Annotated in this window: 24 protein-coding genes; 13 read left to right on the top strand and 11 right to left on the bottom strand. The window is 54.9% G+C overall.

What is annotated here, in order from left to right; translation table 11 throughout:
* The first annotated feature begins 446 nt into the window (after nucleotides 1–446).
* Nucleotides 447–1,862: an acyltransferase family protein gene (locus tag H6G07_RS02925; RefSeq protein WP_206756250.1), complete on the top strand. Its 1,416-nt coding sequence runs from the start codon at nucleotides 447–449 to the stop codon at nucleotides 1,860–1,862.
* Nucleotides 1,863–1,877: 15 nt separating this feature from the next.
* Nucleotides 1,878–3,314 carry a glycosyltransferase family 2 protein gene (locus H6G07_RS02920; RefSeq protein ID WP_073606508.1) on the top strand — a complete coding sequence of 479 codons (1,437 nt, stop codon included), beginning with the start codon at nucleotides 1,878–1,880 and terminating at the stop codon, nucleotides 3,312–3,314.
* Between the two features lie 194 nt (nucleotides 3,315–3,508).
* Here the strand turns inward: H6G07_RS02920 and H6G07_RS02915 are convergent, their stop codons facing one another.
* Nucleotides 3,509–4,015: a 2'-5' RNA ligase family protein gene (locus H6G07_RS02915; protein WP_073606509.1), complete on the bottom strand. Its 507-nt coding sequence runs from the start codon at nucleotides 4,013–4,015 to the stop codon at nucleotides 3,509–3,511.
* A 325-nt stretch (nucleotides 4,016–4,340) separates the two neighbouring features.
* On the opposite strand from H6G07_RS02915, the gene H6G07_RS02910 reads away from it, so the two are divergent.
* Entirely contained in the window at nucleotides 4,341–5,198 is an 858-nt protein-coding gene (locus H6G07_RS02910) for a hypothetical protein (RefSeq protein ID WP_073607014.1), read from the top strand.
* A gap of 962 nt (nucleotides 5,199–6,160) precedes the next feature.
* Nucleotides 6,161–6,451 carry a hypothetical protein gene (locus H6G07_RS02905; RefSeq protein WP_073606510.1) on the top strand — a complete coding sequence of 97 codons (291 nt, stop codon included), beginning with the start codon at nucleotides 6,161–6,163 and terminating at the stop codon, nucleotides 6,449–6,451.
* Nucleotides 6,452–6,612: 161 nt separating this feature from the next.
* Here the strand turns inward: H6G07_RS02905 and H6G07_RS02900 are convergent, their stop codons facing one another.
* A complete protein-coding gene (locus tag H6G07_RS02900; protein WP_190740677.1) occupies nucleotides 6,613–7,488 on the bottom strand; it encodes a hypothetical protein in 876 nt (291 codons plus the stop codon).
* A 737-nt stretch (nucleotides 7,489–8,225) separates the two neighbouring features.
* Here H6G07_RS02900 and H6G07_RS02895 point away from each other — a divergent pair.
* Nucleotides 8,226–8,552, top strand: coding sequence for a DUF433 domain-containing protein (locus tag H6G07_RS02895; RefSeq protein ID WP_073606512.1), 327 nt, complete (start codon nucleotides 8,226–8,228; stop codon nucleotides 8,550–8,552).
* A gap of 49 nt (nucleotides 8,553–8,601) precedes the next feature.
* Here the strand turns inward: H6G07_RS02895 and H6G07_RS02890 are convergent, their stop codons facing one another.
* Both H6G07_RS02890 and H6G07_RS02885 read right to left on the bottom strand, forming a co-directional pair.
* Nucleotides 8,602–9,057, bottom strand: coding sequence for a GNAT family N-acetyltransferase (locus tag H6G07_RS02890; protein ID WP_073606513.1), 456 nt, complete (start codon nucleotides 9,055–9,057; stop codon nucleotides 8,602–8,604).
* 36 nt (nucleotides 9,058–9,093) lie between these two features.
* Nucleotides 9,094–9,804, bottom strand: coding sequence for a TIGR02466 family protein (locus H6G07_RS02885; RefSeq protein WP_073606514.1), 711 nt, complete (start codon nucleotides 9,802–9,804; stop codon nucleotides 9,094–9,096).
* 179 nt (nucleotides 9,805–9,983) lie between these two features.
* Between H6G07_RS02885 and H6G07_RS02880 the strand changes: the two genes are divergently transcribed.
* A complete protein-coding gene (locus H6G07_RS02880; protein ID WP_073606515.1) occupies nucleotides 9,984–10,673 on the top strand; it encodes a glycerophosphodiester phosphodiesterase family protein in 690 nt (229 codons plus the stop codon).
* 104 nt (nucleotides 10,674–10,777) lie between these two features.
* Nucleotides 10,778–11,476 carry a TIGR04283 family arsenosugar biosynthesis glycosyltransferase gene (locus H6G07_RS02875; RefSeq protein ID WP_073606516.1) on the top strand — a complete coding sequence of 233 codons (699 nt, stop codon included), beginning with the start codon at nucleotides 10,778–10,780 and terminating at the stop codon, nucleotides 11,474–11,476.
* A gap of 17 nt (nucleotides 11,477–11,493) precedes the next feature.
* On the opposite strand, the gene H6G07_RS02870 is transcribed toward H6G07_RS02875, so the two are convergent.
* From H6G07_RS02870 to H6G07_RS02860, 3 genes are all read right to left on the bottom strand, one after another.
* Nucleotides 11,494–11,757, bottom strand: a complete 264-nt coding sequence (locus tag H6G07_RS02870; protein WP_242026582.1) for a hypothetical protein — start codon at nucleotides 11,755–11,757, stop codon at nucleotides 11,494–11,496.
* Between the two features lie 34 nt (nucleotides 11,758–11,791).
* A complete protein-coding gene (locus H6G07_RS02865) occupies nucleotides 11,792–12,088 on the bottom strand; it encodes a BrnT family toxin (RefSeq protein ID WP_073606518.1) in 297 nt (98 codons plus the stop codon).
* 69 nt (nucleotides 12,089–12,157) lie between these two features.
* A complete protein-coding gene (locus tag H6G07_RS02860; RefSeq protein ID WP_073606519.1) occupies nucleotides 12,158–13,276 on the bottom strand; it encodes a geranylgeranyl reductase family protein in 1,119 nt (372 codons plus the stop codon).
* A gap of 215 nt (nucleotides 13,277–13,491) precedes the next feature.
* Between H6G07_RS02860 and H6G07_RS02855 the strand changes: the two genes are divergently transcribed.
* Genes H6G07_RS02855 through H6G07_RS02835 form a run of 5 tightly spaced genes read left to right on the top strand, consistent with a single transcriptional unit; the run spans nucleotide 13,492 to nucleotide 17,106 of the window.
* Nucleotides 13,492–14,364, top strand: coding sequence for a DUF4382 domain-containing protein (locus H6G07_RS02855; protein WP_073606520.1), 873 nt, complete (start codon nucleotides 13,492–13,494; stop codon nucleotides 14,362–14,364).
* Nucleotides 14,361–14,849: a carboxypeptidase-like regulatory domain-containing protein gene (locus H6G07_RS02850; protein WP_073606521.1), complete on the top strand. Its 489-nt coding sequence runs from the start codon at nucleotides 14,361–14,363 to the stop codon at nucleotides 14,847–14,849. The genes H6G07_RS02855 and H6G07_RS02850 overlap by 4 nt, the downstream gene beginning before the upstream one ends.
* A complete protein-coding gene (cbiM, locus tag H6G07_RS02845; RefSeq protein WP_073606522.1) occupies nucleotides 14,849–15,493 on the top strand; it encodes a cobalt transporter CbiM in 645 nt (214 codons plus the stop codon). The genes H6G07_RS02850 and cbiM overlap by 1 nt, the downstream gene beginning before the upstream one ends.
* 6 nt (nucleotides 15,494–15,499) lie before the next feature.
* Nucleotides 15,500–16,297, top strand: coding sequence for a cobalt ECF transporter T component CbiQ (gene cbiQ, locus H6G07_RS02840; RefSeq protein ID WP_073606523.1), 798 nt, complete (start codon nucleotides 15,500–15,502; stop codon nucleotides 16,295–16,297).
* Nucleotides 16,298–16,311: 14 nt separating this feature from the next.
* Complete coding sequence (locus H6G07_RS02835; protein WP_073607015.1) at nucleotides 16,312–17,106, top strand: energy-coupling factor ABC transporter ATP-binding protein; 795 nt, start codon at nucleotides 16,312–16,314, stop codon at nucleotides 17,104–17,106.
* Between the two features lie 294 nt (nucleotides 17,107–17,400).
* On the opposite strand, the gene nrdJ is transcribed toward H6G07_RS02835, so the two are convergent.
* The gene (nrdJ, locus tag H6G07_RS02830) at nucleotides 17,401–20,691 is read right to left on the bottom strand and encodes a ribonucleoside-triphosphate reductase, adenosylcobalamin-dependent (RefSeq protein WP_073606524.1); all 3,291 of its coding nucleotides are present in this window, start codon (nucleotides 20,689–20,691) and stop codon (nucleotides 17,401–17,403) included.
* A 363-nt stretch (nucleotides 20,692–21,054) separates the two neighbouring features.
* Here nrdJ and H6G07_RS02825 point away from each other — a divergent pair, with 363 nt between their 5' ends.
* Nucleotides 21,055–21,204 carry a hypothetical protein gene (locus H6G07_RS02825; protein ID WP_171972928.1) on the top strand — a complete coding sequence of 50 codons (150 nt, stop codon included), beginning with the start codon at nucleotides 21,055–21,057 and terminating at the stop codon, nucleotides 21,202–21,204.
* A gap of 123 nt (nucleotides 21,205–21,327) precedes the next feature.
* On the opposite strand, the gene H6G07_RS02820 is transcribed toward H6G07_RS02825, so the two are convergent.
* The 3 genes from H6G07_RS02820 to H6G07_RS02810 form a co-directional block, all read right to left on the bottom strand.
* Nucleotides 21,328–22,950: a B12-binding domain-containing radical SAM protein gene (locus H6G07_RS02820; RefSeq protein ID WP_073606525.1), complete on the bottom strand. Its 1,623-nt coding sequence runs from the start codon at nucleotides 22,948–22,950 to the stop codon at nucleotides 21,328–21,330.
* 199 nt (nucleotides 22,951–23,149) lie between these two features.
* Nucleotides 23,150–24,622 (bottom strand): RecQ family ATP-dependent DNA helicase, encoded by a 1,473-nt coding sequence (locus tag H6G07_RS02815; RefSeq protein WP_073606526.1) that lies wholly within the window; start codon nucleotides 24,620–24,622, stop codon nucleotides 23,150–23,152.
* A 162-nt stretch (nucleotides 24,623–24,784) separates the two neighbouring features.
* Nucleotides 24,785–25,609, bottom strand: coding sequence for a porin family protein (locus H6G07_RS02810; RefSeq protein ID WP_073606527.1), 825 nt, complete (start codon nucleotides 25,607–25,609; stop codon nucleotides 24,785–24,787).
* Nucleotides 25,610–25,786 lie beyond the last annotated feature (177 nt).

Genomic DNA, 25,786 nt, shown 5'->3' with positions numbered 1-25,786 from the left:
TTTTGGATGCCACGTTACTCAATTGAGGGACGTTTTAAAGAGCTTGAGTGATGGTTTGTTCCCTGTAAATCAGAGCATAAAGTTTGCTCTAGAGCAGAAGTGGGGAACTAAAACCCTGCAAAAAACGTCGTCTCAAAACCTCTTAAAGCTGGCCTCTTCAGGCTAGGTAAATACTACCTAGGGCGGATTTTCATCAAGTTTTGTTGCATGTATTCTGAACGATATGTTACGCTCGCTGCTGCTTGCGCGATCGGTAGGTTTTTCTCAATTGATGGCTATGCCTAAGCGACAGCTTTCCCATGGGTCGCGCCTGTGGGCATAGCGGTGTTCACTGGTTTAACCCACTCTAGTGACACTTGTGTAAATGAGGGTTTAGAGCGCTTCGAGGCCAAACTTACTGAAGTCGTCGGTTTATGTCTCCATTCAATTCTAAGCATTATCAGCCTTTGAAACAACGGCTTAATTGGCTAGAAGGTATTCGGCTATTAGCAGCCGTTAGTATCTTGCTCTATCATGCCCAGCTACTGTTTACAAAGTATGCCTACACTCCCCAACCCACTGGGCTGCGAGCCAACTGGGCTGCCATTGCTGAGGCCAACGCCCATCTTGGCCAAAATGCGCTGGCTTCAGCGATCGCTCTGCCGGTTTGGTTTGGCTTTCAAGCGGTCGATATCTTTATTTTAATCGCTGGCTTTGTGCTGGTTTTGTCGCTGCGCAGCAAAGCCTCCGCTGTCGGTGCAGGCGAGTTTATTCAAAGTCGTCTGCTGCGAATTCTGTGGCCGTTTTGGACTGTAGCTTGGCTAAGCTATCCCATTCTTTGGCTGATTGGTATTGCTACCAACAGCTATCGACCGTCGCCGTGGGATACCTTTGCTGGGGCAACATTTCCGCTGCTGTTTGGCTTTGACGGCGAACGTTTGCTGGCGACCAGTGGCCCCTGGTGGTTTATTCCTTTAATTATCAGTTTTGCGTTAATTTCTCCTATCCTCTGGCAACTTTTGAACCGCTGGGGAAGCCGTAATCTGCTGCTGGTGAGTTTAGGGCTCACGCTGCTCTACCGCTACGCAGCGGTCTACCACTTTGGTGGACATCTGACTTACTCTATGCTCGACACGCCCAACAACTGGTTGCCCTTTGTCTCATTTGCGGCCAAGCTGAGCACCTTCGTAGTCGGCATGGCGATCGCAGAGGCCTACTGCCAGCACCGTGGCCCCTTGTTTTGGCGTCCTCAGCGGCTGCTTTGGGTAGGGCTCTCAGTCTACGCTCTGGGTTTTGTAGCGCAGTTCTATCAAATCGGCTGGGTGGTTTGCGACCTGCTGTTGCCTATCGGTTTTGTCATGGTGGCGGCGGTGGTGCTGCGATCGCTCAGCGATTTACCTGTCCTGTCGGCGGCTATGGGGCGGCTGGGTGTCCATAGCTATAGCTACTTTTTAATCCACGGCTTTGTGATCGATCGCACGATCAATCTGTGGGTGCAAGACAGCGTTTGGCGCTATTGGGTGGCTCTGCCGCTGATGGTCGTTGGCACCATGGCTTTGGCCATGATTGCCGATGCGGCGCGGCCCTTTATCCAGCGCAGCGCTGTGCAGTTGTGGCGTGACATTGACTACCTATTAATGCAGAACCCAACGACTGAAGGAGCTAGCTGGCAGCCGGTGGCGGGCGATCGCGTCAGCTATAAGGGCCGCCGAGACTGGATTGTGTATAAAGTTGAAACCCTGCTCGACGAAGGCGAATCCTATCTTTGCCAAATTTCAGAGGGTCACCGCACAATTTGGGTCAACGCCAACCATTTGAGCCTCATTGAGGCCACGTCACGGGTTCAGAGCAGCCCCTATGCCCCGATCAAAACTGTTGTTTAAGCCAGGAGCACTGTAGTGGCCAAAACATGGTCTAGCGAAATTCAAAAGGTCATCTTTACCCACGTGCTGCTGATTGGCCTGCCCGCCGTTTTTTATGGGTATTTGCTGCTTAGCGGCTGGGCTTTAGTGGGGCCACGGGCCGTCGTATTGACGCTTTTCTTGTTCAACGCGGTGATGATTATCATCGAGTCGAGCAACGCGGTGTTTCGCCGGTTTGCGACCCATCGTCATCGGTTCAATGATCCGTCAGAGCAGACTCGCAACCAGGTCAAAGCCTGGATGGGAGTGCGGGGAGCTGAATACCCTTCTCCCCTTGATCCGGTGCCCCGCTGCTCGTTTTTGGTTGCCGCCTATTTGCCCAATGAGCAGAGCATTATCGTTGAGACTCTCCACCATTTGCTCACTCACATTGAGCGACCAGCGGGTGGGTTAGAAATTATTTTGGCCTACAACACGCCGGTGGATTTGCCCATTGAAGCTGAGCTGCATCAACTGGCCAGACAGCATGATGAGCTGATCATTTTACGGGTCGAAGGCAGTCGATCTAAGGCCGAAAATATGAATGCCGCCCTCGACATTGCGACGGGAGAAATCACCTGCGTGCTCGATTCTGACCACCATCCTAGCGCCGACTGTTTTAGGCGGTCATGGCACTGGATTGCCCAGGGCTATGATGTGATTCAAGGACGCAATGTCATTCGTAATTATGACGAAAATTTCTTAGCTCAAAATGTGGCGATCGAGTTTGAGCAGCTCTATGGCATTAGCCACGCGGCAAAGTCATTTCTCACCGACTCCAGCATCTTTGGTGGCTCGAACGGCTACTGGCGAACTTCGGTGCTCAAACAAATTCGCTTCAACCCCAATCGGTTGACCGAGGACATTGATGCCTCTCTAAGAACGCTGCTCAATGGCTACAAAATTTTGCACGATCGCAGCATTGTCACTAGTGAGCTAGCGCCCGCCTCGCTCAAAACATTTTGGTTTCAGCGCAAACGCTGGGCCCACGGTTGGTTGGAGGTGTCGCTGCTCTATCAGCGTCGGCTGTGGCGATCGCCCCACTTCAACAACTGGCAAAGATTCTACTGGACGTATTTGCTCTACTACTGCAAGTTTTTTGCCCTAGTTTCGGTACAGCTTTTGCCGGTGCTGCTGGCCTTTTTGCTGGTGCCCGGTGCGGTGTCTGGCCAAATGCGCGGTTATTTCCTCATTGCCGGTGGCCTATCGCTCTTTAGCGGAATTTACCAAATCCTAGCGACCGCAAAGATCGCGTCTAGACATTACCCACTGGCTTATTACATCAAGCATGTGCTGTTTTTGCCCTTCTACGTCACCCTCAAAAACTCAATCACGATCGTCGCTATCTACGACTATCTCAATGGCGAAAACACCTGGGTGGTGACCCCTCGCGATACGCGATCGCAGAAGCAATATCGCCTCAAGCAGGGTTAAGGAAAATCGGGCGTTGCTGATTAGCAGTATGATTTGCCCCCCCAGCCCCCCAATTCTGGGGGGAACCAGACGACTTCAAAGCCCCCCAAAATTGGGGGGTTGGGGGGCCGATGCAGCAACTGTTGCTTTTGCAAATTCATTCCTCAATTCAGCAACGCCTGAAATTGTAAGCCTTCTAGAACATGAGGTATGGGCTATTGAGCAAAGCAAAATTCTCTGGCTAACTCCCACGGGCCCTTGTGGTAATACCACAGCAACAGGCCTTCGCCCCATCCCTCCATGGGTTGCCATTGCGCTTCCAGTTCTCCGTACAGTTGGCGGGCTGTTTCGGGGTTCACTTTGTTTTGAATGGTGATGTGTGGGCGGTAGCCCTGGCGATCTTGGGGAATGAGCCAAGCCTCCCAAATGGTTGCCAGGGTTTTGTGTAATTGCATCAGCTCAGGGGAACTAACGTGGATGGCGATGCCGTTGCCCAGAAACTGGAGTGAGGGTAAGGAAAAAGAAAAGTGCTTTGTCTGAGCGCACAGGGTTTTCAAACTGTGGGAAATAGCCGATTCTCGATCGCTCGGTAATTGATGAAACAGAATAACGTGGGCAGGAACGACATTACGCTCTGGGGGAAAGTACTGCTGGCGTAACAAGTTTGCTCGCTCGAAAGTAGCTTGATCTAACTTCAGAGTCAAAATCAGAGGAGTATTCATCAGGAAAAGAACTCAGAGAACATGTATGAAGAGGTGAGGCGTAACGCTCATGCTTACCCATGAAAGGTAAGACACAACGTTGTCTTGCCTTCATGCTACCTGCAATGATCCGGAGCTTAGGTTGACGAAGGCGTAAAGATAGCCTGAGCGATCGCAGCGAGACTTGAGAGGTCACTATACTGAATCTTTCTACCTAATCAGCCCGAAACGCTCATTTGACCCTGCGGTAGAGTGGCTCATTAGAGAGGATTCTCTTGGCTCTAAATTACCTTAGACGGCTAGACTCTCCCTAATTTACACAGACCATAGTTTGGAATTTATCAAGATGAATTTGTCTGCCAACTCGTTCAAAAAGCTTGGGCTACTCAGTTTGCCTCTTGCCGTCAGTCTAACTTTTCCCGCTTCAGAAGCAGGTGCCGAATATCCTTGCTCGTTCGCTGGACCTGGGGAAGTAGTGGTTGGTAGTACCCAAGGTGGATATGGTGTAGCCTCTGTTCTTCTGTGTGACACTGATCCCAATTATCAGGAATATGAAGAATATGAGGAGAGTAGTAGTCCTGGCTCTGATTATTATGACCCAGAGTTTGCAGCGCTAGAATTTGAAACTGCTTCTGCCATGCTCCAAGTACAACAACAGCTTGAGTTGTTGCAAGACCCAGAGTATCTGAGATACCTATCGGGAAGTTGGAGACTTTTTCCGACATCAGCTTCAGAGGATGTAACCCCGGGTGACTATTGTGCTGCATCCTTCTTTAAAGCATCGATGGACCCAGCGGCTAACGATGCACCTGTGATGATAACGTTATCAGGGCCTGGTGGCGACTACGAAGGGGCGCTTCTTACCTTCGCAGCAGAAGCCGTTCCAAGCCCTGCAACAGTTGAGACTATTACGGTTACCCTAACTCAAAATGATGAACCCCCCACAACGGTACAGGCCTTCAATTACGCAATGCCCAACCTGCCATTTGGGGTGATTGCTTTTGCTGTGCCGACCATCGATGCTGCCTTAGCCGGAATGGAAGATGTCCAGAGTTTTGACGTAACAATAGATGGTCAGTCTGTGGCCAATACCACTTGGCACAGTGGTCTCACGGTAAGAGATGAATTTCGCAAGTGCTTGAATGGTCAACCTTATTCGGTCACGGATATCGACATTGTGCCGGATCGTTTGCAAACACCGTAAATTCAGTAGATTGGGTGAAATGAGGAACCACTCAATATCCCCATTTCGTCATCGGGGCTGCTGCGTTGTTGGGTGACGCCGCTATTAAAGGGTTGGGTTTATGCGGGGACGCTTTGTGCCCTCGAAGGCAAGGTTAAGGGCTGTGAATCAAGATTCTTGTCTATGCAACTAATGGTTTGCATTGATGGAGGAATCGTTTGTGTGCCCGGAAGCAAGATCTAGGATCGTGAACGAAGATTCTTGTCAATGCAATAAAAGATTCGCATTGATGGAGGAATCGTTTGCACTTCTGGAGAAACCATTTGAGGCTGTGAAGCAATGGTTTCGCCTTCGTGAGCAAAGGTTTGTGCTGTTGGAGGAATAGTTTTGCTCTGTAGAGAAATCTTTCACGGCGTTGGAGGAAAGGTTTTAGCGCTGGGATGCTTCTTCCGGAGGGCAAAACCTTTCTTTTAGCTGTTCAGCTCATTCCTCCAGGAGTTCAAACCATTCCTCCATAGAGTGAAAGGAACGGTTGACGAGGACGAAAGAGATCACGCAGGGTTCAGACAAAGCTGGTGGGAAGGTGAACGAACCTTGAGGATTACAAAACCAATGGTTCAAGCTTGAAAAGCAGGGTTACATGCTGTCAAAGCAACCACCTGGGGAATGAAGACAAGCTTCGGTACGGCCTTTGTTAAGCAGCCTTACAAAGTAGGCTCTCTGTAGCAAAGTTTACTTGCGTCCGGTGGCCCCTTGGTTTACATTACTGAGCTATAGCTGTGAGCGTGCAGCTTGTTTCCCAAAAATTTGGTCAAGCGCCGCTGGAAGGTGCAGCAACACCAACCAGCGGCTAACCCCCAAGGCTGAAGTACCAGTCTCGGAGGCTAGGTTGATTTTACCTGGCCGCCTTGAACTGCACATGTTTGGGGCGGCCAAGTTTTTGGGTTTCTTACCCGTCGTTACATCGGAAGGAACCCTAAATTATGTTGTGTTTGCCATTTTTGGTGTCGCAGGCCCGCAGGGGCGAGGCGACCAATCCTCTGCGGCTAGCAAATTCGCAGGAGCAGCCAGAGCGAGAGCGATTGCTGCATTTAGTGATTGGCTCGACCGAGGGGGTGCGATCGGCTATCCACAGTCTGCATGTGCTGAACTATGCCGAGCAAGCCACCTGGAGCCAGTTGATTACAGTGCCGCGATCGGGGATTTTGATTACCCCGGAGCAAGGCGAGGTGTTTAGTCTGCTGAGGCGGGATCTTCGCAGAACGGAGCTTTAGGGCGATCGGCAATTAAGCTAAAAATTGTAGGATAGGCAAGGGTTTTAAACCTTGCCCATCCTACTTTTGCTGACTCGCTCCTACTCAGCTTGCGCTTCGTGCCTTCGAACCAGCGGTTGCCCTAGGACTGGATGAATGTAGACTGGAACTGGCTTCCTAGCCTACTTCGTCAATGGGGAAAAGCGCCCATCCTGCATAATTCCCCGAACAACTTCTTGCATATCTGTACTAATTATGGTTTTTGCTTCTGGAAAGTTCCAGATAAAATCTACTAATATTGAAGACGCATAAAACGAAGCACCTCTCGTCATTATTGATAGGATCATTAAGCTTTTATTGTCCATTAACATAGAGCCTGCTATGTCACCTATTCCCATAGAGTGAGAGTGGATATGACTAGATGAATACTTGTAAATAATGTCAAATTCAGATACATCCATGCCCCTTATTTCAGTGATTCTCTTGCGGCTCCAGAGCAAGGAATCCGTGACGGAAATTATTCTTCCGTCGCCGCTCATTCTAAGTATTTCTTTCGCCCTTTTTCCCCTAAAACTATCTTTTTGACTCATCTCAGATTTAAGCAAGTTAAAGAAATCGTTAGAATCAATTTTCTGTTTAACTTCTTCAATCATACTCAGGCCATCTTCTCCAATTCCATCATGAAAAGGAAGTAGCTCAATGAATTCTTTTTCACGAATGTAGCCATGGAATAAGTACAAGAGGAATCTGAATTCACTCTCAGATTCACTCACTCGCTCACTAAATAGATAGAAGATGGTATTGCTAGCATCAATAGCATCACGAGTCAAGCTACATATCCCTGACAAGTCAAAACTTTCCCAGCTGTCGTCTCTTGCGGGTAATAAGTGACTGCTCTCAACTTTGTCTCTATTCCTATGCACGGAAAATTCTATTTGATCTGTTGGTGGAAGTAAGGTTAAAACACTATTCAAGGTTAATGTTGATTTTGCTATGATGCTCAAGAAAATCCACTCCTCCTGGAGCAAATCCGTTCTATTTTTGCTAAGCCAATTCATGAGCCAGAATTGAAGTTCAAATAGGTCTTTCGTCGCGGCAGATAATGTGGCGACGTACCTTCTATATAGAGCTACTAGTTCATTCATGCTAACAAAAAGATGAAAATAATTTCTTTGGTTTAACCCGTTCTACAAGGTTGGGTGAAGCGTTCGCGGACTCCAATAAAGCCCAATTTTGTGTTGGATTTTACTCTGCTTCACTCAACCTTTAGCATAAAGCAAAACCCTATGATTTATATGCTTCTTGTTCTTTTGACTGTATTGATTCCCAATTGCGTCAGCTTGAAGTCTAGAAAGGTATCGCTCTTTAGCTTGCCTTGTGATTTTAAGAGGTCAAGACCATCCATTACTTCTTTTTCTGACATGCCATATTTGATTTTTAGATGATTAATGGCAACGTCGTATCGAATAGGGGCAATGCAGCCCTGTGATAAGTCATAACATTCCTGAATAATCAGTTTGCTGGAATTTGGCTAAGTTATTTTACCCATGACTTTAACTCTATTAGAAGATTAAGTTGATTGCATATTTATTTCTATCATTGTTTAACGATCATTTCTTTGTTGAATCGCTATTCGCAAGAGCTTTGTAGGTTGGATGCAATGAGGTGGAACCCGACATCCCCGTCGCACTGCCAGAGCTACTGTCTTGTTGAATTCTGCGATTGCGCCACCCAACCTATATTCACTAGTCTTAGCTGAAATCTTTTGCAAGCTGATGGTGTGGAGCCCACAACCATGACCCTTGATAAACTCCAAACCAAACTACTGGCGCTTTCGCCCCAGGAGAAAGCCCAAGTTTTTCAACTGCTGGTCTCTAGCCTTAGCGGTACCTGGGTTGGCATTGAGAAAACTCCTGGCGTAATGGGCAGCGATGCCTGCATTCGCCAAACCCGCATTCCCATCTGGCTGCTAGTCAGCCTCCGCCAGCAGGGCGCAACCGAAGCTTTTCTTTTAGAAGACTATCCTGACCTCACCGCCGCAGGCTTAACCAACGCTTGGCTCTACGCCAGTACCCACCAAGCCGAGATTGAAGTTGCCCTTCAACGGCAAGCAGCAGCCTGAGTACGGCTCAACTCTACGCTGATAAGAACTTAATCTTTAGACGCTGGCGTTAAAGACTTTTCTGCATAAATGAGCTGTTGGGGTCGTCGGTGTAGTCGCCAAAGGGGCCTCGATATTCAAAGCCGTAGCGCTCGTACAGGGTGCGGGCCGGGGCAAAAGCGGGGAAAGCGCCGGTTTCCAGATACAGGTGGGTGTAGCCGCGCTGCTGAGCCACATCAATAATGTGTTCCAAAATGCTAGAGGCGATGCCCTTGCGGCGGTGAACTGCGGGTGTACGCATCGACTTGATTTCGCCGCTGGTGGGGTCGAGTTCCTTCAGTGCGCCACAGCCCAGCAGGTCATCCCCATCCCAGGCTGTCCAGAAGGTGATGTTTGGTGTCCTCAACCGCTCCAAATCCAGCGCGTGAACGCTGCCGGGGGGCGTGATCTCATACATGTTTTGCAGATGTTCGCGCAGCAGGGCGATGATCTGCGGCCCGGTCAGGTCATCTTCGCGGATGTGCATTCAGCTCACCTCCTAACGTGTTGGGAAATTCTACCGTTAGGAAATCTGACCAAACCGTTGCCACTGAACCGGGGGCGGCATGAGAAATTCGTAGGCCCCGGCGGCTTGCCCCGGTGCGGCGGTGAGCACAATGTCGAACGAGAGTGACAGGCGCAGCTCGTCGGTGTGGTTGGGCGTTACCCCGTGGCGCTGTTTGGCGGGAAAGACAATCAGCCGCCCTTCGGTGGGCAGGTAGAGGGCTTGATCTTGGTTGAGGTAGTTCCAGGTAGAGATGATGTCGGTGTTTTCGCTGCCGAGGCCGGGGCTGACCTCGTTGGGGCGGGCGTCATCTAAAAAGGTGAGGCAGCCAGCGGCATCAGTGCCTGACTCGGGCACGGCAACGTAATACACGGCGCTGACGTGGGCGGTGTTGTGGCAGTGGGCACCGACTTCCTGCTGGGGGCGCGACACCACAGGCCAGGCCCGCTGAATGTAGAGATCGATCTGGCTGAGGTCAAGGCCTAGCTCGGTGAGGTAGTTCACCACATGGGTTTCGACTTGGGCGACCACCCAGCTAAACCGGGGATCGGTGTGAACTTTTTCGACGCCGTGCAGGTCGCCCGTCCAGGCCATTTCGGGAAAGTTGCGGGGCTCGCTGCCGTTGGCTTCTAGGTCAAAAATGGCTTCGGAGAGAGCCGCTTTGTGCTGGGCCGCATCGGGCAGGTCGGTGTAGTAGACGGCGAGGGGAAACCAGGTATCGACGGGCATTGGGAGAATGGGGGAAATAGGGAGCGGGGGAGATGGGGGCGTGAGCAGGAAAGAGTTAAGGGGGGGTAAGTAAATGGGGCTGGCGCGGGTCTCTGCTGGATTGTACTGTTTAGTCTTGATATAGCTTGACCGCCCAGTTTAGGACATTGCTCAGCTTATCAGCCTAGGAGAGGCCAGCGATGGAGTGGATAACGACCCGACCCATTGCCCACCGGGGCCTGCACCAGGGGACAGCGGTGCCAGAAAATTCGCTGGCGGCCTTTGAGGCGGCGATCGCAGCTCATCATCCCATTGAGCTTGATGTGCAGCTATTGGCCGATGGCAATCTAGTTGTGTTCCACGATCGCGACCTAAAGCGGCTGACGGGCCACAAGGGCCGCATTGCCCACCACAACCTCCAGAGCCTCAAGCAGTTTCGCCTCTATGACACCGAGCAGACCATCCCCTCGCTGGCCGCAATGCTGGCCTGTGTCGATGGTCGAGTGCCCCTGCTCATTGAGATCAAAAATGAGAAAAAGGTTGGTCGCCCCGAGCAGGCTTTGGTGAAAACTCTGGCGGGCTACCGGGGGGAGTTTGCGGTGCAGTCGTTTAACCCGCGATCGCTCCAGTGGTTTAAGCGCCATGCTCCCGACATTATTCGCGGGCAGCTAGCCAGCAAACCGCAGCAATTTTTGCGCAGCAACCTGCTGCTCACTTGGGCCAGTTCTCCGCATTTTATTTCTTACAACGTTAAGGCGCTGCCGACGCTACCTACCACCCTGGCCCGCTGCTACTTTAACCTGCCCTTGCTGGCCTGGACGGTGCGCTGCCAGGCTGAGTGCGATCGCGCCCTTCAGTATGCCGACAACTACATCTTTGACCAGTTTTAGAGCCCGCCGCTGCTCAACAACCATTCAGGGATTTTTCATAGGAATTGCCCCTGGGGTCAGCTACATTGGGCTCCCTGCACTACTTCCTGGCTTGGGCTTTAGCGATGACATTGCCTCTCGTCTCAGTCATTATTCCTACCCTCAATGAGGCTAGAACTCTGCCGCAGACCCTGGCCACTCTCCCAAGGGCGACCGGGGTAGAGGTGGTGGTGGTTGACGGCGGCAGTGAGGATCAGACCGTAGCGGTGGCCAAAGATCTGGGGATGAAGGTCATCGAGTCTGTGCCGGGGCGATCGCGCCAGCTCAACGCGGGGGCCGCTGCGGCCACTGGCGAAATTCTGCTGTTTCTCCACGCCGATACTCGTTTGTCCGAAGGGTTCGATCGCACCATTCGACAAACTCTGGCCCAACCGGGAGTGGTTGCCGGAGCCTTTCGCCTCGCCATCGATGGCCCTGGCCATGGCCTGCGCTGGGTAGAGTGGGGGGTGAATCTGCGATCGCGCCTTCTGCAAATGCCCTACGGCGATCAGGGGATATTTCTAAGCGCCGAGGTCTTTGACAAAATGGGTGGCTTCCCCAATTTGCCGATGATGGAAGACTTTGAGCTGGTGCGGCGGCTGCGAAAGGTGGGAAGGGTGGCGATCGCCCCTAGCGCCGTGTTGACGAGCGATCGTCGCTGGCGCACCCTGGGCATTCTGCGCACCACTCTGGCAAATCAAGCCATGATCGCTGCCTACCTACTCGGTGTTGATCCCCACCGACTCGCCCGTTGGTACCGCCACTTGGGGAAACCTAGGCCCTAAGGGACAAAAATTAAGGCTTAGGGCTCGCTCAGCCCATTAGCCACAGGTTCCATCACTTCTCGAAGAGCCTCTTGCAGCACTTCATCACTAACACCATGCCGCCTCAAGCTTGCAATTAGCTCAGATATATGACCTCCTTCAAGTCGCTCTAAATCGACACGCAGCCCTTGACCAATATAAGCCCGGGCTAAAGGCTGATACCCAGAAAAACCGAGCAGAGGGGCAATCCGCTTGAGGTCTTCAATCACATCTTCAGGCATGCGAATGGTGATTGTTGTCATAGGCCGGTTTCTGTCTAGCCGTTTCTTCAAAGCGTCAGCTTTCATAGTATTCACGCTCCGTTCGTGTCGCCTTTCGCGCCGAAATAATCCGAATGGTGTCGTTTTCTCGCTCAATGTAGACAACGTATAGAAGGTTCCAACGCGTATCTAAACCGATGACGGCATCCCGTGCTTCATCGTTACGGCTGGCATCAACTACCACCAGCAAGGGGTCAAAGAATACTTGCGCAGCCTGTTGAAACGTCACACCGTCATGCTTTTGAGGGTTAACCTGAGCTTTGTCATCATTCCAGACAAAGGAAACCCCATTGAGTACGAAGTAAACGTCCATACCTTGAAATCATAGCTAGATCGTAATGACAACGCCAATACGTTTTAGTTAGGCAAGCCCCATCCCTGTCTACCCTGACAATAGGCCTCCACTCAGCCGCTTCATCACTCGGCCAGCGATATCGGCGTAACGCACTTCTCCAGCCAAAATCTGCCCCAGTCGCTGCGTGGCTGTAGGGCGCTTAATTCCCACCCGGTAACCGATCCCCGGCACGCGAAAGAACAGCCCGGCAATGCGCCTGGCCCAGGGCATATCTTCGCCCCAGGTGGCGTGCATGGTGGCGGTGTAGTTGGCTAGGGCTTGAGTGTCGCCGCCCAATGCCGCGTGAATCGCCTCGGCGGCCCGCACCCCACTGATCATGCCGGGGCGAATGCCTTCGGCACTGAGCGGATCGACAATGGCAGCGGCTTCGCCCACCAGCACCGCCCGATGGGTGTGTAGAGGATGATTGCCATCCCACAGCTTCAGCGGGTGGCTGTATACTGTGCCCTGGTCAAGGCTGACCCCAAAGGACTGGCTGTATTTTTCTAAAGCTTTTCTATAGTCTGTCGGAGCCTGGCCCAAGAAGGTGGCTGCCCCAATCGAGTAGCCCTCTGCTTTAGGGAAGTTCCACGCGCAACCCTGCTTGACGAGGCCAAACTCAAAGTTGATGGCGCAGTCATCCCCCAGAGGGGTAAGCACTTCTAACACGCTGGCGGTGCGCAGGGTTAGGTCGGGGAAGCCCAGCCATTTGGCCATGGGGCCAGTAGCGCCGTCGGCGGCCACCAGGTAAGCCGCTTCCAGTGTTCCATCCGCAGTGGTTACCTGCCAGTAGTCGCCCTTATTCTCAATGCCGGTGACGGCTGTACCATCCTTGAGCTGTGCCCCCTGCTTTTGCGCTTGCTGCACCAAAAAGTGGTCAAACACCTCGCGTTTCACCATCCAGATCGGGTCGGCGGTGGCGAGTTCGGCTTCGATGGGGTCGCCGAGTTTGTAGGTGTAGCGCACCCGGCGCATGGGGCGATCGATCGCCGGGGCAAAGTCAAAGTCAAAAAATTCTGCCACGCTGGGTGATACTGCACCGCTACAGGGCTTGTAGCGGGGTAGCGAATCCTTTTCTACGATTAGCACCGAGTGCCCCTGCTTGGCCAGGTGGTAGGCGGTCGATGCTCCGGCGGGGCCAGCCCCTACAACAATCACGTCGTACATCGGATTCTCAGGTTGGTAGATGAGGCCCAGGGGGCTGCCCTCATCCTACCGTTTTAGCGGTTTGGGAAAACCAGCGCGAAATATAGGTGCCCCCCCTGGGCATTGCGCGTTTTAGGAGGCTCAGGGTTAAGTAAACAGGTTGGGACGTGGTGAGACAGAGCCTGGCTCCCAACGACTGCCCCCTGGCGTTGAGCCATTCAATTTTCTTAGGTACCATGCAACGCGATTTCTTTAAAGCTCTCAAGATTAGTGCGTTGGGCTATTTGGCCTTGGGCGTGCTGGCTAGCTGCGGTGGCGAAAGCCCTAATGCCACCGCACCTGAGGCCGAATCCACCGAACCTGCCAGCGCCGAGGGTGAAAGCGGCACCCTGGTGATTCGCGCCAATGGCGAAGATTTTGTGCGCCAGGGGTTTACCACCAAAGACGGCTGGGCGATCGAGTTTGACAACCTCTACGTGTCTCTGGCCGATATCACCGCTGCCCAGACTGACCCTCCCTTTGACCCTGAGGCGGGCGATACCCTAGAGGCCAAGGCCGAGGTCAAGGTAGACGGCACCCAAGTGGTCGATCTGGCGGAGGGCAATGAAGCGGCTGAGCCCGTCGCGGTAAGTGAGGTAGAAGCCCCAGCGGGACGCTTTAACGCCCTGGCCTGGCGCATGGTGCCTGCCGAAAGCGGCCCCTCAAAGGGCTATTCAATCTGGATGCAGGGCACGGCCACCAAGGAGGGCGAAGCGATCCCCTTTACCGTCAAGGTGAATGAAGAGTTGGCCTTTGCCTGCGGCGACTTTGTGGGCGACGATCGCAAGGGCATTCTCACTGCTGGCGAAGCGGCTGATTTAGAAGCTACCTTCCACTTTGACCACCTGTTTGGCGACGGCGATGCCCCCGCTGATGACAGCATTAACACGGATGCTTTGGGTTTTGAGCCCCTGGCAGCCCTGGCCGAAAATGGCGTGGTCGATGTCGATAGCGCCGCTCTTCAAGCAGAACTTTCTGAGGCCGACTACACTACGCTTTTAAGCATGTTGCCGAGTCTAGGCCACGTGGGCGAAGGCCATTGTGCAGAAACTAAGCTGACTACCCTATGAGACTAAACCTGATATTGGCATTGACCTTAGGCTGGGCTGGCTGGGCGCTACCGGCGATCGCCCATGGCTTGACGGTGGAGCATCGTCAGGTCAGTTCTGTTGAAATCAGCGCTCAATTTGAAACCGGTGAGCCTATGGCCCAGGCCCAGGTGTTGGTCTACGCTCCAGATAACCCCACCGAACCCTGGCAGCAAGGCACCACCGATGACCAGGGAAAATTCAGCTTTACCCCAGACACCACCCAGCCCGGCAGATGGGAGGTGATGGTTCGCCAGGCGGGGCATGGGGTTGTGACCACCATTCCGGTAGCGGATCCGGCTTCTGAGAACTCCGCTTCTAACCCTGGGACAGAGGCGGAAGCAGAGCCCAATTCTTTAATCTCTCCTAGTACTGGCCTATCCCCAGTGCAGCAGGGCATTACTATTGGCTCTGTAATCTGGGGCTTTATTGGCACCGCTCTATTTTTTGCCAGAGGCAAGCGCTAGTGCACATTCCCGACGGAATCTTACCCGCCCAGGTCTGCGCAGCGGGGTATGCGATTACCGGTTTAGCCACCTGGTATTCCCTGCGGCAAATTAACCGGAAGTCCGACCCCACTGCCGAAATTCCGAAGGCGTCGCTGTTGACGGCGGCGTTTTTTGTGGCCTCGTCTATTTATATTCCGGTGCCGCCTGCCAGTGTGCACCTAATTTTGAACGGGCTGCTGGGGGTGGTGTTGGGCTACTTTGCCTTTCCGGCCATTCTGATTGGCCTATTTTTTCAGGCGCTGGTGATTGGCCACGGCGGCATTACCACCCTGGGGGTGAATGCAGCGATGATGGGCATTCCGGCGTTGTTGGCTTACCACATCTTTCAGCTGCGCAATTCGTTGGGTAAGCCCCTGGCCGAGCCGACTCGCACGGGCGTATTTGCGTTTCTGGGCGGTGCCTTGGGCCTGGGGATCGCCGCCCTGATCTTTTTGGCGCTGATTATCTTTAACATTCCCGCTGAGCTGAATGCGGGAGCGGAGCAAGCGGCGGTGCTGACGCTGTCGGTAGGTCACGTGCCCCTGGCCATCATTGAAGGTATGTTTACGACCATGCTGGTGCTGTTTTTGCGCCGGGTGAAGCCCGAGCTGCTGGAGGGTTAAGCCACCATGGGAGCCGCTAACCTCGATACCTATATCCATCGCGAGTCGGTGATTCACCGCTGGTCACCCCGGCTGAAGCTGGTCAGCCTGGTGGCGCTAATGTTTGCCTTTGCCATGGTGCGACAGTTGACCCTGGTGCCCTGGATGCTGGGGCTGGCGGCGACGCTGTACGGGCTTTCGGGGCTGCCGGTGGCGTTTTTGCGGCAGCGGCTGAGCTATCCGGGGCTATTCATTTTGGGCCTGGTGGTGGTGCTGCCGCTGACGGTGGGCGATACGGTGCTGGGCCAGTGGGGTTGGCTGACCCTGCGCCAGGAGGGTCTGATGGCGACGCTGCTGATTGTGGGGCGGTTTTTGTCGATTTTGACCCTGGGGTTTATTTTGCTGGGGACGACGCCGTTTTTGACCCTGCTCAACGCGATGCGATCGCTCGGTCTGCCCACCATCTTGGCGGATATGACGCTGCTCTCCTATCGCTACCTGTTTGAAATTGCCGCCATGCTGGCCACCATGCAGCAGGCCATGCGGCTGCGGGGCTTTGGCCAGCGGCGGCAGCGCTGGCTACAGATCAACGGTCAAATGATGCAGCAGCTAGCGATGTTAGCGGGCAATCTACTGATTCGCAGCTACGAGCAGTCTGACCGGGTCTACCGGGCCATGCGGCTGCGGGGCTATGGCTACGGCGGCAAGGTGGTGGTGGGCCAGAGTGCGGCGGCGCAGCCCGGCACCCTAAGTTGGATGCTGGCGGCGGCGGTGCTGACGGCGGCGGTGAGTCTAGTAATCGCTGAAGGACTGTTGCGCCTGTGATGGATACGCCGATGATGAATTCGATTTCGACTGGGTTTGACCCCTTAGCCCTGGCCCAAAAGCCTCAGCGAGAGGCGATCGCGGCTCGCGACCTCTGCTTTGGCTACCCCGACCAGCCTGAGGTGCTGGGGAATATTTCGCTGACGATTGGTGAGGGCGATCGCGTCGGCATTATTGGCCACAACGGCTGCGGCAAGACCACGCTGTTTATGCTGCTGTGCGGCGTGCTCACCCCCGCCGCCGGAACCATTCACCTGTTTGGCGAACCCCTTAAGCCCGGCCAGTTTCGCCCGGAAGTCGGTCTGCTCTTCCAAGACCCAGACGATCAGCTATTTTCTGCGTCGGTGCGCGACGACCTGGCCTTTGGTCCCCAAAACATGGGCCTCGACCCGGCTGAGGTGAAGGCCCGCGTCGTCCAGGCCGCAGATATGGCAGGTATCACCCACCTGCTCGATCGCCTGCCCCACCACCTGTCGGGGGGCGAAAAGCAAATGGTGGCGATCGCCGGGCTGCTGGCCATGACCCCCCAGATCATTCTCTACGATGAACCCACCGCCAGCCTCGACCTGCGCACCCGCCGCCGCCTGATTCGCTTTCTGCAAAACTCCACCGAGACCGTGCTGATCTCCTCCCACGATCTGGAGTTTGTGCTGGAGGTGTGCGATCGCGTCATTCTGATCGACGAGGGTCATATCATTGCCGACGGCTGCCCCCACCAGATCATGGGCGATCGGGCGCTGATGGAAGCCCATGGGCTGGAGAAGCCCCATTCGCTGATTCCCCATGTTGAGCCCCACCATGGGGGGTAGGGAGTAGGGGGTAGGGGGGGCAAGATTCTTGAGAACCGTAGGGTGTATAGCGCTAAGGGCGCGGCTCTGCCTACGCGGCCATACCCCCGTCCGGCAACGTCCTGATCGCTTTGATAGCTGCAATGCACCTCTAGGTAATCGGGGATAGATAAGCAGGATTTGCTCTAGAAATAGATTTTGTCGTCGGGAGTGCCGCGTCAGAAGCATGGACGATCGCTATAAAACCAAGAAAAAAGGGGTTCCTGCACTGTTCAGGAACCCCTTTCGCTATCTTCCTAGTCTCAACTGGCCAATCTAGTCAGGCTTTTTCTCCGGCATCATGCACTTGTCGGAGTCGCAGCCAGCGGGGCCAGCTTCGATCAGCTCGCCAGCGTCGTAGCGCGATAGGGCAGAGTGGAAGTTTTCGGTGCCGCGCCGCGCTTCTACTTGCTGCTTGAGGGCTTCGAATGTGGCCTTGTCGATGGGCTCGAAGGGCAGGCGGGGGAAGGTTTGCAGGTCGTCAAACCGGGCTAGCAGGGCGGCGGAAATGTAGCCTTCGTCGTTTTGGATGGTTTGGTAGATGCGCTCGGCCAGATCCTCTAGCTCGGGTTCGCGAAACTCGATGGTGGCGGAGGTGTTGTGGGTGGTGTAGTGCTTCTGCACCTGCATGTAAAAGTCAAACTGCGCCGCCGCCGAGAATTTCTCAATGGCGATTTCGTCGGCACCGGGCAGGTTGGCCCACAGCACCTCGACCGGAATTTCCACCAGCCACTCGGTGCAGCGGGGATCAAAGGGATCGTCAAGCAACCCGCCGTTCTCGTCCTTGTCCGACTGAGAGGGCACGATGGAGTAGCCGTAGTCGATGCAGGCCATCGCCACCGGGTCATTTTTGCGGAAGGTGATGCGGCGAATGAAGCGCTGGGCCTTGGGGGGGTGCCAGCCGGGGCTAGCGCCCGTGAGCAGCGATTTGGTGCCCGCTGGCTGTACCGTAGTGCAGCGGTTGGGGCGCACCAGGTTATGGCGATCGCAATATTCCCCCACCACCCGGTGCACAATATCCTTCCACCGAGTCAGAAATTCTTCCTCCCTGGCTTTGAAGTCAAGCCCCTGCATGGTGTTGGGGCGACCGGCTTCCCACCAGCGCAGCCACTCGACCCCAAAGGCAATTACGAAGAAGTCAAACAGACCGGTGAAGGAGACACCGACGATCGGGTCTTCCAGGCGCGACTTCTGGTAGCGGGGCTCGTTGAACTGGTGGTTGAGCAGCACCGCTACAGACAGGGCCGCTGCGGTGAAGGCGTCTTCCTGATCCTTTAAGTTCGTCGGATCGAGCTGGTTGAGGTGTACTTCCGCCAGATTGCAGTGGAAGTTGGCCCCCAGGATCTCACCACAGTTGTGAGCGACAAAGCCATTGGCATCAAATCGATTTGGCCCCGGTACGGTGCAGTCGTAAACCGCTTCTACGCCATCGGGCACGATGGTAGCTACAGTCGCCGTGAACCGTTCCCGGTTGGGGCGGCGTTTGTAGTTGGCAAGTAAGTCGGTTAGCCTGGCAGATTTGAATGGTTCCCGAAAACCAACTAGGCTCTCAAAGACTTGCAGGTTATCATTGGCAATCACTAACTCATGCTGGGATTGGCAGAAGTAGGAGGCGGGCTCACGATTGGTATCGGGCAGCAGCCGATGGCCCTCGGGCCGTCGCTCTTGGTCAATCGTCGCTACAATGCCCAGGCGACCTAGCATCCGTTGCACGGCTTCTAGGTTAGTCAGGTTACTTTGGGCCAGGCGAACGCTGACACCTTTGGTCTGATGCCCCTGAACACTACCGTCGGCGTCAAAAAGGCCTCGCAAAAAGCCCCGGTAGAACTCATAACTACCCTGTTCAATCGCAGTTGTAACGGCTTTTTGTCGTGGGGCAATGCCAAATTTAGCTGCTAATCTAGCCAGGCCAGCAGAGTTAACCACTCGATGCTTAAGTTGGGTGTGGTAGTGCGCCGAGGCTGTTCGACGCTCATAGCCGACGTTAGTGGTCAATAGAGCGATCGCATGCTCACTCATTTCCTCCTGGGAATCGCCCCAGAATCTAAGGAGCGCCGCGTCATTCCACTGGGTTTCGGCCAAGCTGCCATCGCCCACTAGGTTTCCCAACAGCCAACCAGATTCAGCATTACCTGGGCCGTCCCATGGCTGCAAGTCCCGATGGTTGTGCAACATGACGCGATCGCCAGGCTGAAGGGTGTCCGCAGCGACCCATTCCGTATACTGAGCTTTTTGAGTTTGGGCTGTCACCTTCAGCACGCGATGGTTGCCGGTTAGTCGCAGGGTCTGACCTTCCTGGGTCACGAGCTTCAGGACTGACTTGGTTCCCGAGTAGAAAAAGCCTTCAGGGGTAGTGCTAAATAGCTCTCCGTTGACGTAAGTGCTGTGCTGTTGACCTATTAAGTCTTTTACCTGCCGTGGCCCATCGCCAGTATGTACCCAGGTGTCAGCCGTGACGCACGGATTCAAGCCGTAGCGATCGTCTCCGCCCGCTCGCTTTTTCGCTTCCCCCGCCCACTGGATTGCGCCTTCGCCCGAATAAAACTGCTTGCGGACCGAATCGATGCAGTCTTGCAGGCTGGGCTTAGTGTGGAAGACGCGGGTGTGGTTGGCCATGCGCAGCACGTCGCGCTCGGGGTCGATGCGCCAGTTGCCCTCGGCGTCTTGCTGCCAGAGGTTGTCTTTGGCGCTGGCGGCCAATTCATCGTTGCTGTCAAACTGGCGCATGCCCGCGCTGCGGCGAATGTTGCCCGCTACCACGCAGGCGGCAGCTTCGTCGATCAGCAGGCAGCACTCGACCGAGCTGAGCTGGCGACCCAGAGCTTTGTTGAGAATGCTGGCGCAGCGATCGTAGAGCAGGGATAGGCGCACGGGGTTGGCCACGCCGCCAAAGCCTTTGAGCTTTTCGCCTGCGGGGCGCACGTCGCGCAGGTCGATGGTGACCTGGACTTCCCCAGTGAAGCGCTCATCGGTAGACAGCTCAAGCAGCGTTTCGTAGGACTTCACCCAGCCCTGGCGGCTGTCGCCGACGCGAATAGCCACCTGGTTGCCCTCGATCGCAACGTCGGTAACTTCACGGCGATCGGCCACGGGAGTTTCGCCGATGTCGCCCGCCATGGTGACGATTAGGCGGTTGCGAATGACAGGGATTTGATTGATGTACTTGGGTTCGAGAATTGCCCCGGTGCCGCAGCCCATCATGGCCAGATCCATCATCAGGCCGAAGGCGCGCCAGTCAACCACGTCGGTGCTGGTGCAGTTGTAGGCTCCAGAAAAGTTCTCGGGCTGCTTGCTCCAGTCGGTGCCGCCCACCCACAGCCAGCGGCCAGAAGGTAGTGCCTTGACTTGGCGCTGCATGCGGTTGAGTAGGGCGGCTTCTTCGTCTGTGAGGTTGCCGAGTTCAATCAGGCCCGCTAGGGTGCGATCGCACACCTGATCCCAGGTTTCGCGCTGCCCCTCTACCACCTCGCCCCGACGGCTGTAGGTGCGATAAAACACAGGAAACGCCGCCGGAGCTGCCTCAGGGAATGGCCCCTGTGACCGGGTACGGGGAAGTTCTTGAACCATGGGATCAGCCTTTTGCTAGCAAGAGAGTACATACGTAGATCGGCGCGTTGCCCAAACCCAGAGGTAGAAACCCGCATGCATCGGCAGATTCTCGCCTGGGCCGAGTAGATTGCCCCAATGGTCGTTCATCATAACTGATTATCTTCAGATGTAGTGTCTAGCAATCAACATTCTGTAGACATAGCGCTAAATCTAGAAATTCCTTGCTTCACAAAGTCTGATTCTCAATTTAGAGTCTCTAAGTTGTACTGCTCAGAAGTTCAAGTTGTGTTGCAAGGTCAACCCCAGCTCTAAGGTTTCTGTCATCATCAAATTAGGATCCAAAACTTTCTAAATCAGCCCTTTCTGATTAGGAGCGGCCCCATGGAAAAAGTTTGCTGGGAGCAGTTTAAGCACCGCTACGAAGGCCCCGATGGCGAGCTGAAAGCCTGGGCTGACTATCAACGGGCCTATCAACAGTGGCGGCGATCGTGCCTGATGGATGCGGCATCATTAGGGCCAATCCATCAGTAGCGTCTTTTCCATTTTTAGACAGAGGTTGTGACTACCCCTTAACCCGTGCCAAAAAATGGCCGAGAGGCTAAAACCCCTCGGCCATTTGCAATGAATTTTCCTTACGTGGCACTAGGGCTAAATCTAGCTGACAGGCACAGCAACAGATTCAACCGATGCGGCGGCTGCCGCTGTCTGATCGGTGAGTTGCTTAGCTTCTAGGTAAGCCGCCAGCTGTTCCTCAATGTTCTGCCGCACAAGCTGGCGGAAGTCGATGAAGTGCTCAGCCTGGGCACACACCGATATGTAGTTGGCAGCTACCGCTGGATAGCGCCATAGCATGATGGCCAGGTTGATCCAAAATCGCAGACGGGTCTTGCGCAGCACGCCCTGCCGCCACACCACAATCAAAAAGGCGCGAATGGTGACCCAGTTGATGTCGGGAGCGCCAGCGGAGACGGTGCGGTTTTTGTAGTTGCGCTTTTGGGCCTCGCCCAGCATCAAGAAGTGGCGAAACGTGCGGTTGAGCACCGTCAGCGGGTCGTAGAGATCCCAAAACACCTGGATGTACTCTTCGGTGATTTCTTCGATGGGCCGGGTGGGCACAAAGTTCATCAGGGTGGTCTGGTTGATGTCGGCGCTTTTGCTCAGCAGGCGGCCTTCTTTCTCTAAACGGTGAGACAGGGCCGTGTCGGGCAAGGCTTGCAGCATGCTCACCAGCGCGGTGGGAATGGCGGTCTGCTCCACAAATTCGTAGATGCGCCGACCGGCCCCAGATTTTTCGCCGTCGAAGCCGACGATCAGCCCGGCCATCACCCGCAGCCCCGCTTGGGCAATGGAGATCACCGACTCCGAAAGGGGGTCGCGCATGTTCTGGAATTTTTTGGTCATGTTGAGGCTGTCGTCGTCGGGGGTTTCGATGCCCAAAAAGACGGTGCCGAAGTTGCAGTCGACCATCATCTGCATCAGCTCTGGATCTTGAGCCAGATCCACAGAGGCCTCAGTGGCAAAGGAGAAGGGATAACCGTGCTCCTCCATCCAGGGTTTCATGGCCTTGAGTAGGAGTTTGACGTTGCGCTTGTTGCCGATGAAGTTGTCATCGACCATGAAGATGCTGCGCCGCCAGCCCAGGTCGTAGAGGCATTGCAGCTCGGCCAGTAGCTGCTCGGGGGCTTTGGTGCGGGGCTTGCGACCGTAGAGCACAATGATGTCGCAAAATTCGCACTGGAAGGGGCAGCCGCGCGAGAACTGCACCGACATCTCGGCGTAGGCATCCATCTCGAGCAGGTCGTAGCGGGGCACGGGGGTGCCGGTGACATCGGGCTTTTCACCGCCGGAGCGGAAAGTGCCGCGCTGGTCGCCCCGTTCCACTGCCTCAACAAACATGGGCAGGGTGATTTCCCCTTCGTCCAAAATTAAAAAGTCGGCCCCAGCGGCTTCAGATTCTTGGGGGATAGCGGTGGGGTAGGGGCCACCCACCGCCACTAGCTTGCCGTAGCGCTTAGCGGTCTGTACGGCGTCTAAAAAGTCTACGCGGTGGACGATCATCGCCGAGATGATGACAATGTCGGCCCAGCGCCACTCGTCTTCATGCACTTCCCGCACGTTGCGGTCTACCAGCTTGTAGTCCCAAGTTTGGGGCAAAATTGCCGCTACGGTCACTAGTCCTAAGGGGGGCAGTTGCGCCTTCAGCCCAACTAGCTCTAGCGTTTTGTCAAACGACCAAAAGCTTTGAGGAAAGCGGGGATAAACCAAAAGAATGTTCATAGAGACCGTGTGGGTATCCTCGCCATGCTACGGGAGTTATCTGAAATAATCAAACGCAAAACTTGAAAATCTGATACCTAACGGTAACAAAAACTATAGAAAAATCTGGGGTGTTAACTCTCAAATTGCTGATCTTGCCGATCGCGATCGCAGGCAGGTATCAGTTTGTGCATGGCCTAAAGACGGTGGAAATTCACAATTAGTTCGCGGCAGGCCGACGAGCTTTGGCCGGGGAATGACAGTTGTCGCAGTGACCACATCCCCCCAAGCGCTGCGCCTCGCTGCGAAAACCAAAGGCTACCAGCAGAGCCTGCCAGCGACAGTGACGGCTGTGGAGGAACTGATGCATCTGCTGGCTGGCTGACGCCTGCAATTTTGCCGGTTGTCCTGGCCGGTCATTAAGCTGGTATTGAAACGGGCTCACCCACTCTAACTGGCCGACGCTGTGCAGCCACGACAGGGAGATGGCTCCGTGCTCAAACTGCTGGCTAATGTCGCGTACGTCTCCCTCGGGCGGAATTTGGCTCACCAGGCGCTGGGCCTTTTGCTGTAGGGCCTGGGTTTGGGCCTCAAAGAATTTGGCTCGCTGGCGATCGCCCGGTTCCAGCCAGCCCGTCGGCTCACTTACCAAAGTCAGCGCCTCAGCGGCATTGCCATCGCGCCCGGCTCTCCCCACCTCCTGCACGTACTCAGTAATGGTGCAGGGGGCCTGGTAATGCACCACCCAGCGGGTATTGGACTTGCTGATCCCCATGCCAAAGGCCGAAGTGCAGACCACGAACTGGAGCTTGTCGGCCATCCAGTCAGCCTCGATCTGGCGGCGATCGCGGCTGCTCAACCCGGCGTGGTAGGGCGCGACTCGATAGCGATCGCCCAACTGCTGGGCGATCGCCTCGCTGTCTTTGCGAGTGCGCACGTAAACTAACCCCGCCTGGTTAGGGTGCTGCTCAAGGTAGCGCTTCAACACGCCCTTACGCTGGCCCTCGCTGACCACAGCCTTCACCCGCAGATCTAAGTTAGGACGGTGGGGGTTAAGCCGCACCACCTGGGGCGACTGAAGCTGTAGCACTTCATGCAGAACGGTTTGGGCCGCAGGGTCAGCGGTGGCAGTAAAGGCCGCAATGGGTAAGGTGCTGCCAGCCGGGCGGCAGTCTAGCAGCGCTTTTCGCACTGTCCCCAGGCGGCGATAGGCAGGACGAAAGGTCTCTCCCCACTGAACGAGGCAGTGAGCCTCATCCAAGATGAGGCCGTTGAGTCGGAGTTTTGGTTGGCAAAGCCGCTCCCAAACGGGCGGGCTGAGCAAGGTCTCAGGCGAAACGTAGAGCAGCCGCAATTCTTGCCGTTCTAACACCCTGAGGGTGCGGTGGCGGACGGGCGGCGGCAGCTGACTGTGGAGGGTGGCAGCGGGCAGGGCTTTGTCGTGTAGCTCTTGCACCTGGTTTTCCATCAGCGCCACTAGGGGCGACACCACCAGCGTTAGGCCCGATTGCAGCAGCGCCGGTAGCTGAAAACACACCGATTTTCCGCCGCCGGTGGGCAGCACGACCAAAATATCTTGACGATTGAGTAAGGCTCTAACGATCGCATCCTGGGGCGGTCGAAAGTCGCTGTAGCCCCAAATTTGCTGAAATGCCTGGAGCACGCTGGCCCAGGCCATGGACTGTTCTGCCATCGTCGCACCCTGAATCGTGCCTTCAGAATGCCCAGGTCAGTCGCGCGATTCAGCCCTGGTCAGCAGCTTTATAAGAAAGGGGATCGAGCCTAAACACGATCCCCTTATAAGTGGCTACCGTTGCCTCAGAGGCATGGGCAGACGGGTAATTTATCCCTCAATCTATTCAAAGATGAAGGGGAAGTTGTAGCCAACACCCAGGGAGATACCCAGAGCAAAGCCGCTGGTGACTCGGAAGTTGCCTACGGCGTTAAAGGTAAAGTCGCGGGAGATGGGTACGTCAGCCCCAGCATTGATCAGCAGGCCCACATCGCCACTGGTCGGAATTTCGACCCCGGCTCCAACATAGGGCTGGGCACGAAACCCGTTGTAGCTCAAGGTGCTGAAGTTGTAGGTCACTGGAATAGTAAAGCTTGACCGGCTGTTGGTAATGGTAGCCCCAGGCCGTACCGAGAAGCGAGGCCCAAGGGAAATTTTGCTGATGACGTTGAAACCAAAGCTAGACAGCGCGCTGTTGTCGCGGTTGCCGATGCCGATGTTGCCGCCCACGCCCAGGTAAGCGGGGGAGATTTCGTAGGCGGCGCGGGTGCTCTGGGCTAGGTCAATAGAATCGCTAGCGGCGGGAGTGGTTTCAATGGTGGCCGCCGTCAGAGCCGACTCAATATCGGCGGTTTCGAACAGGCTTTGGTCAGCGGTTAGCGACGCAGCCTCGGGTAGAGCTAGCAGGCTGGCGTCAGACTCCATGGGCTCCACGGGGGCGATCGCCTCAACAACAGGCACTTCAGATGCAGCGGGCACTTCAGCGGTGGTGGCTTCGTCAGCGACAACAGGCTCAGCGGTTGCTTCAGTAGAGCTTTCGACTGTTTCAGCTAAAGTGTTTTGGGCCAGCTCTAGCTCGGCCAAGTGGTTGTGGGCCAAGGCCGGGGCTGCCATACCGGCTACAGCCGCCAAGCTTAGAGCCAGGGAAACTTGCTTGAGATACGCCATGATTCGTTCACTCCTCAGATTTTTAACAGTCAGGCTCATCGGCTAAATGCCAATGATTAATCGCTCTTAAAATCGCATTGCCGTAGTGAGATTCAGGAAAGTTAAAACCATTCCCGTCGCTACAGATTCACACACCACATGTGCCTCTGAAATTGGCTGAATTGTACCATCTCCAGC

Source organism: Phormidium tenue FACHB-1052 (assembly GCF_014696675.1).
GTDB lineage: Bacteria > Cyanobacteriota > Cyanobacteriia > Phormidesmidales > Phormidesmidaceae > Nodosilinea > Nodosilinea tenuis_A.
The sequence above is the reverse complement of the archived record's forward strand: the minus strand, read 5'-3'. Positions and strand labels throughout refer to the sequence as shown.

What these genes read in the sequence shown, in the direction of transcription:
- H6G07_RS02910 (WP_073607014.1), top strand. Translation starts at nt 4,341, where the DNA reads ATGAATTTGTCTGCCAACTCGTTCAAAAAGCTTGGGCTACTCAGTTTG.
- H6G07_RS02915 (WP_073606509.1), bottom strand. Translation starts at nt 4,015, where the DNA reads ATGAATACTCCTCTGATTTTGACTCTGAAGTTAGATCAAGCTACTTTC.
- H6G07_RS02905 (WP_073606510.1), top strand. Translation starts at nt 6,161, where the DNA reads ATGTTGTGTTTGCCATTTTTGGTGTCGCAGGCCCGCAGGGGCGAGGCG.
- H6G07_RS02880 (WP_073606515.1), top strand. Translation starts at nt 9,984, where the DNA reads ATGGAGTGGATAACGACCCGACCCATTGCCCACCGGGGCCTGCACCAG.
- H6G07_RS02860 (WP_073606519.1), bottom strand. Translation starts at nt 13,276, where the DNA reads ATGTACGACGTGATTGTTGTAGGGGCTGGCCCCGCCGGAGCATCGACC.
- cbiQ (WP_073606523.1), top strand. Translation starts at nt 15,500, where the DNA reads ATGGGAGCCGCTAACCTCGATACCTATATCCATCGCGAGTCGGTGATT.
- H6G07_RS02885 (WP_073606514.1), bottom strand. Translation starts at nt 9,804, where the DNA reads ATGCCCGTCGATACCTGGTTTCCCCTCGCCGTCTACTACACCGACCTG.
- nrdJ (WP_073606524.1), bottom strand. Translation starts at nt 20,691, where the DNA reads ATGGTTCAAGAACTTCCCCGTACCCGGTCACAGGGGCCATTCCCTGAG.
- H6G07_RS02825 (WP_171972928.1), top strand. Translation starts at nt 21,055, where the DNA reads ATGGAAAAAGTTTGCTGGGAGCAGTTTAAGCACCGCTACGAAGGCCCC.
- H6G07_RS02865 (WP_073606518.1), bottom strand. Translation starts at nt 12,088, where the DNA reads ATGGACGTTTACTTCGTACTCAATGGGGTTTCCTTTGTCTGGAATGAT.
- H6G07_RS02855 (WP_073606520.1), top strand. Translation starts at nt 13,492, where the DNA reads ATGCAACGCGATTTCTTTAAAGCTCTCAAGATTAGTGCGTTGGGCTAT.
- H6G07_RS02850 (WP_073606521.1), top strand. Translation starts at nt 14,361, where the DNA reads ATGAGACTAAACCTGATATTGGCATTGACCTTAGGCTGGGCTGGCTGG.
- H6G07_RS02870 (WP_242026582.1), bottom strand. Translation starts at nt 11,757, where the DNA reads ATGACAACAATCACCATTCGCATGCCTGAAGATGTGATTGAAGACCTC.
- H6G07_RS02810 (WP_073606527.1), bottom strand. Translation starts at nt 25,609, where the DNA reads ATGGCGTATCTCAAGCAAGTTTCCCTGGCTCTAAGCTTGGCGGCTGTA.
- H6G07_RS02815 (WP_073606526.1), bottom strand. Translation starts at nt 24,622, where the DNA reads ATGGCAGAACAGTCCATGGCCTGGGCCAGCGTGCTCCAGGCATTTCAG.
- H6G07_RS02895 (WP_073606512.1), top strand. Translation starts at nt 8,226, where the DNA reads ATGACCCTTGATAAACTCCAAACCAAACTACTGGCGCTTTCGCCCCAG.
- H6G07_RS02900 (WP_190740677.1), bottom strand. Translation starts at nt 7,488, where the DNA reads ATGAATTGGCTTAGCAAAAATAGAACGGATTTGCTCCAGGAGGAGTGG.
- H6G07_RS02890 (WP_073606513.1), bottom strand. Translation starts at nt 9,057, where the DNA reads ATGCACATCCGCGAAGATGACCTGACCGGGCCGCAGATCATCGCCCTG.
- H6G07_RS02820 (WP_073606525.1), bottom strand. Translation starts at nt 22,950, where the DNA reads ATGAACATTCTTTTGGTTTATCCCCGCTTTCCTCAAAGCTTTTGGTCG.
- H6G07_RS02835 (WP_073607015.1), top strand. Translation starts at nt 16,312, where the DNA reads ATGAATTCGATTTCGACTGGGTTTGACCCCTTAGCCCTGGCCCAAAAG.
- H6G07_RS02875 (WP_073606516.1), top strand. Translation starts at nt 10,778, where the DNA reads ATGACATTGCCTCTCGTCTCAGTCATTATTCCTACCCTCAATGAGGCT.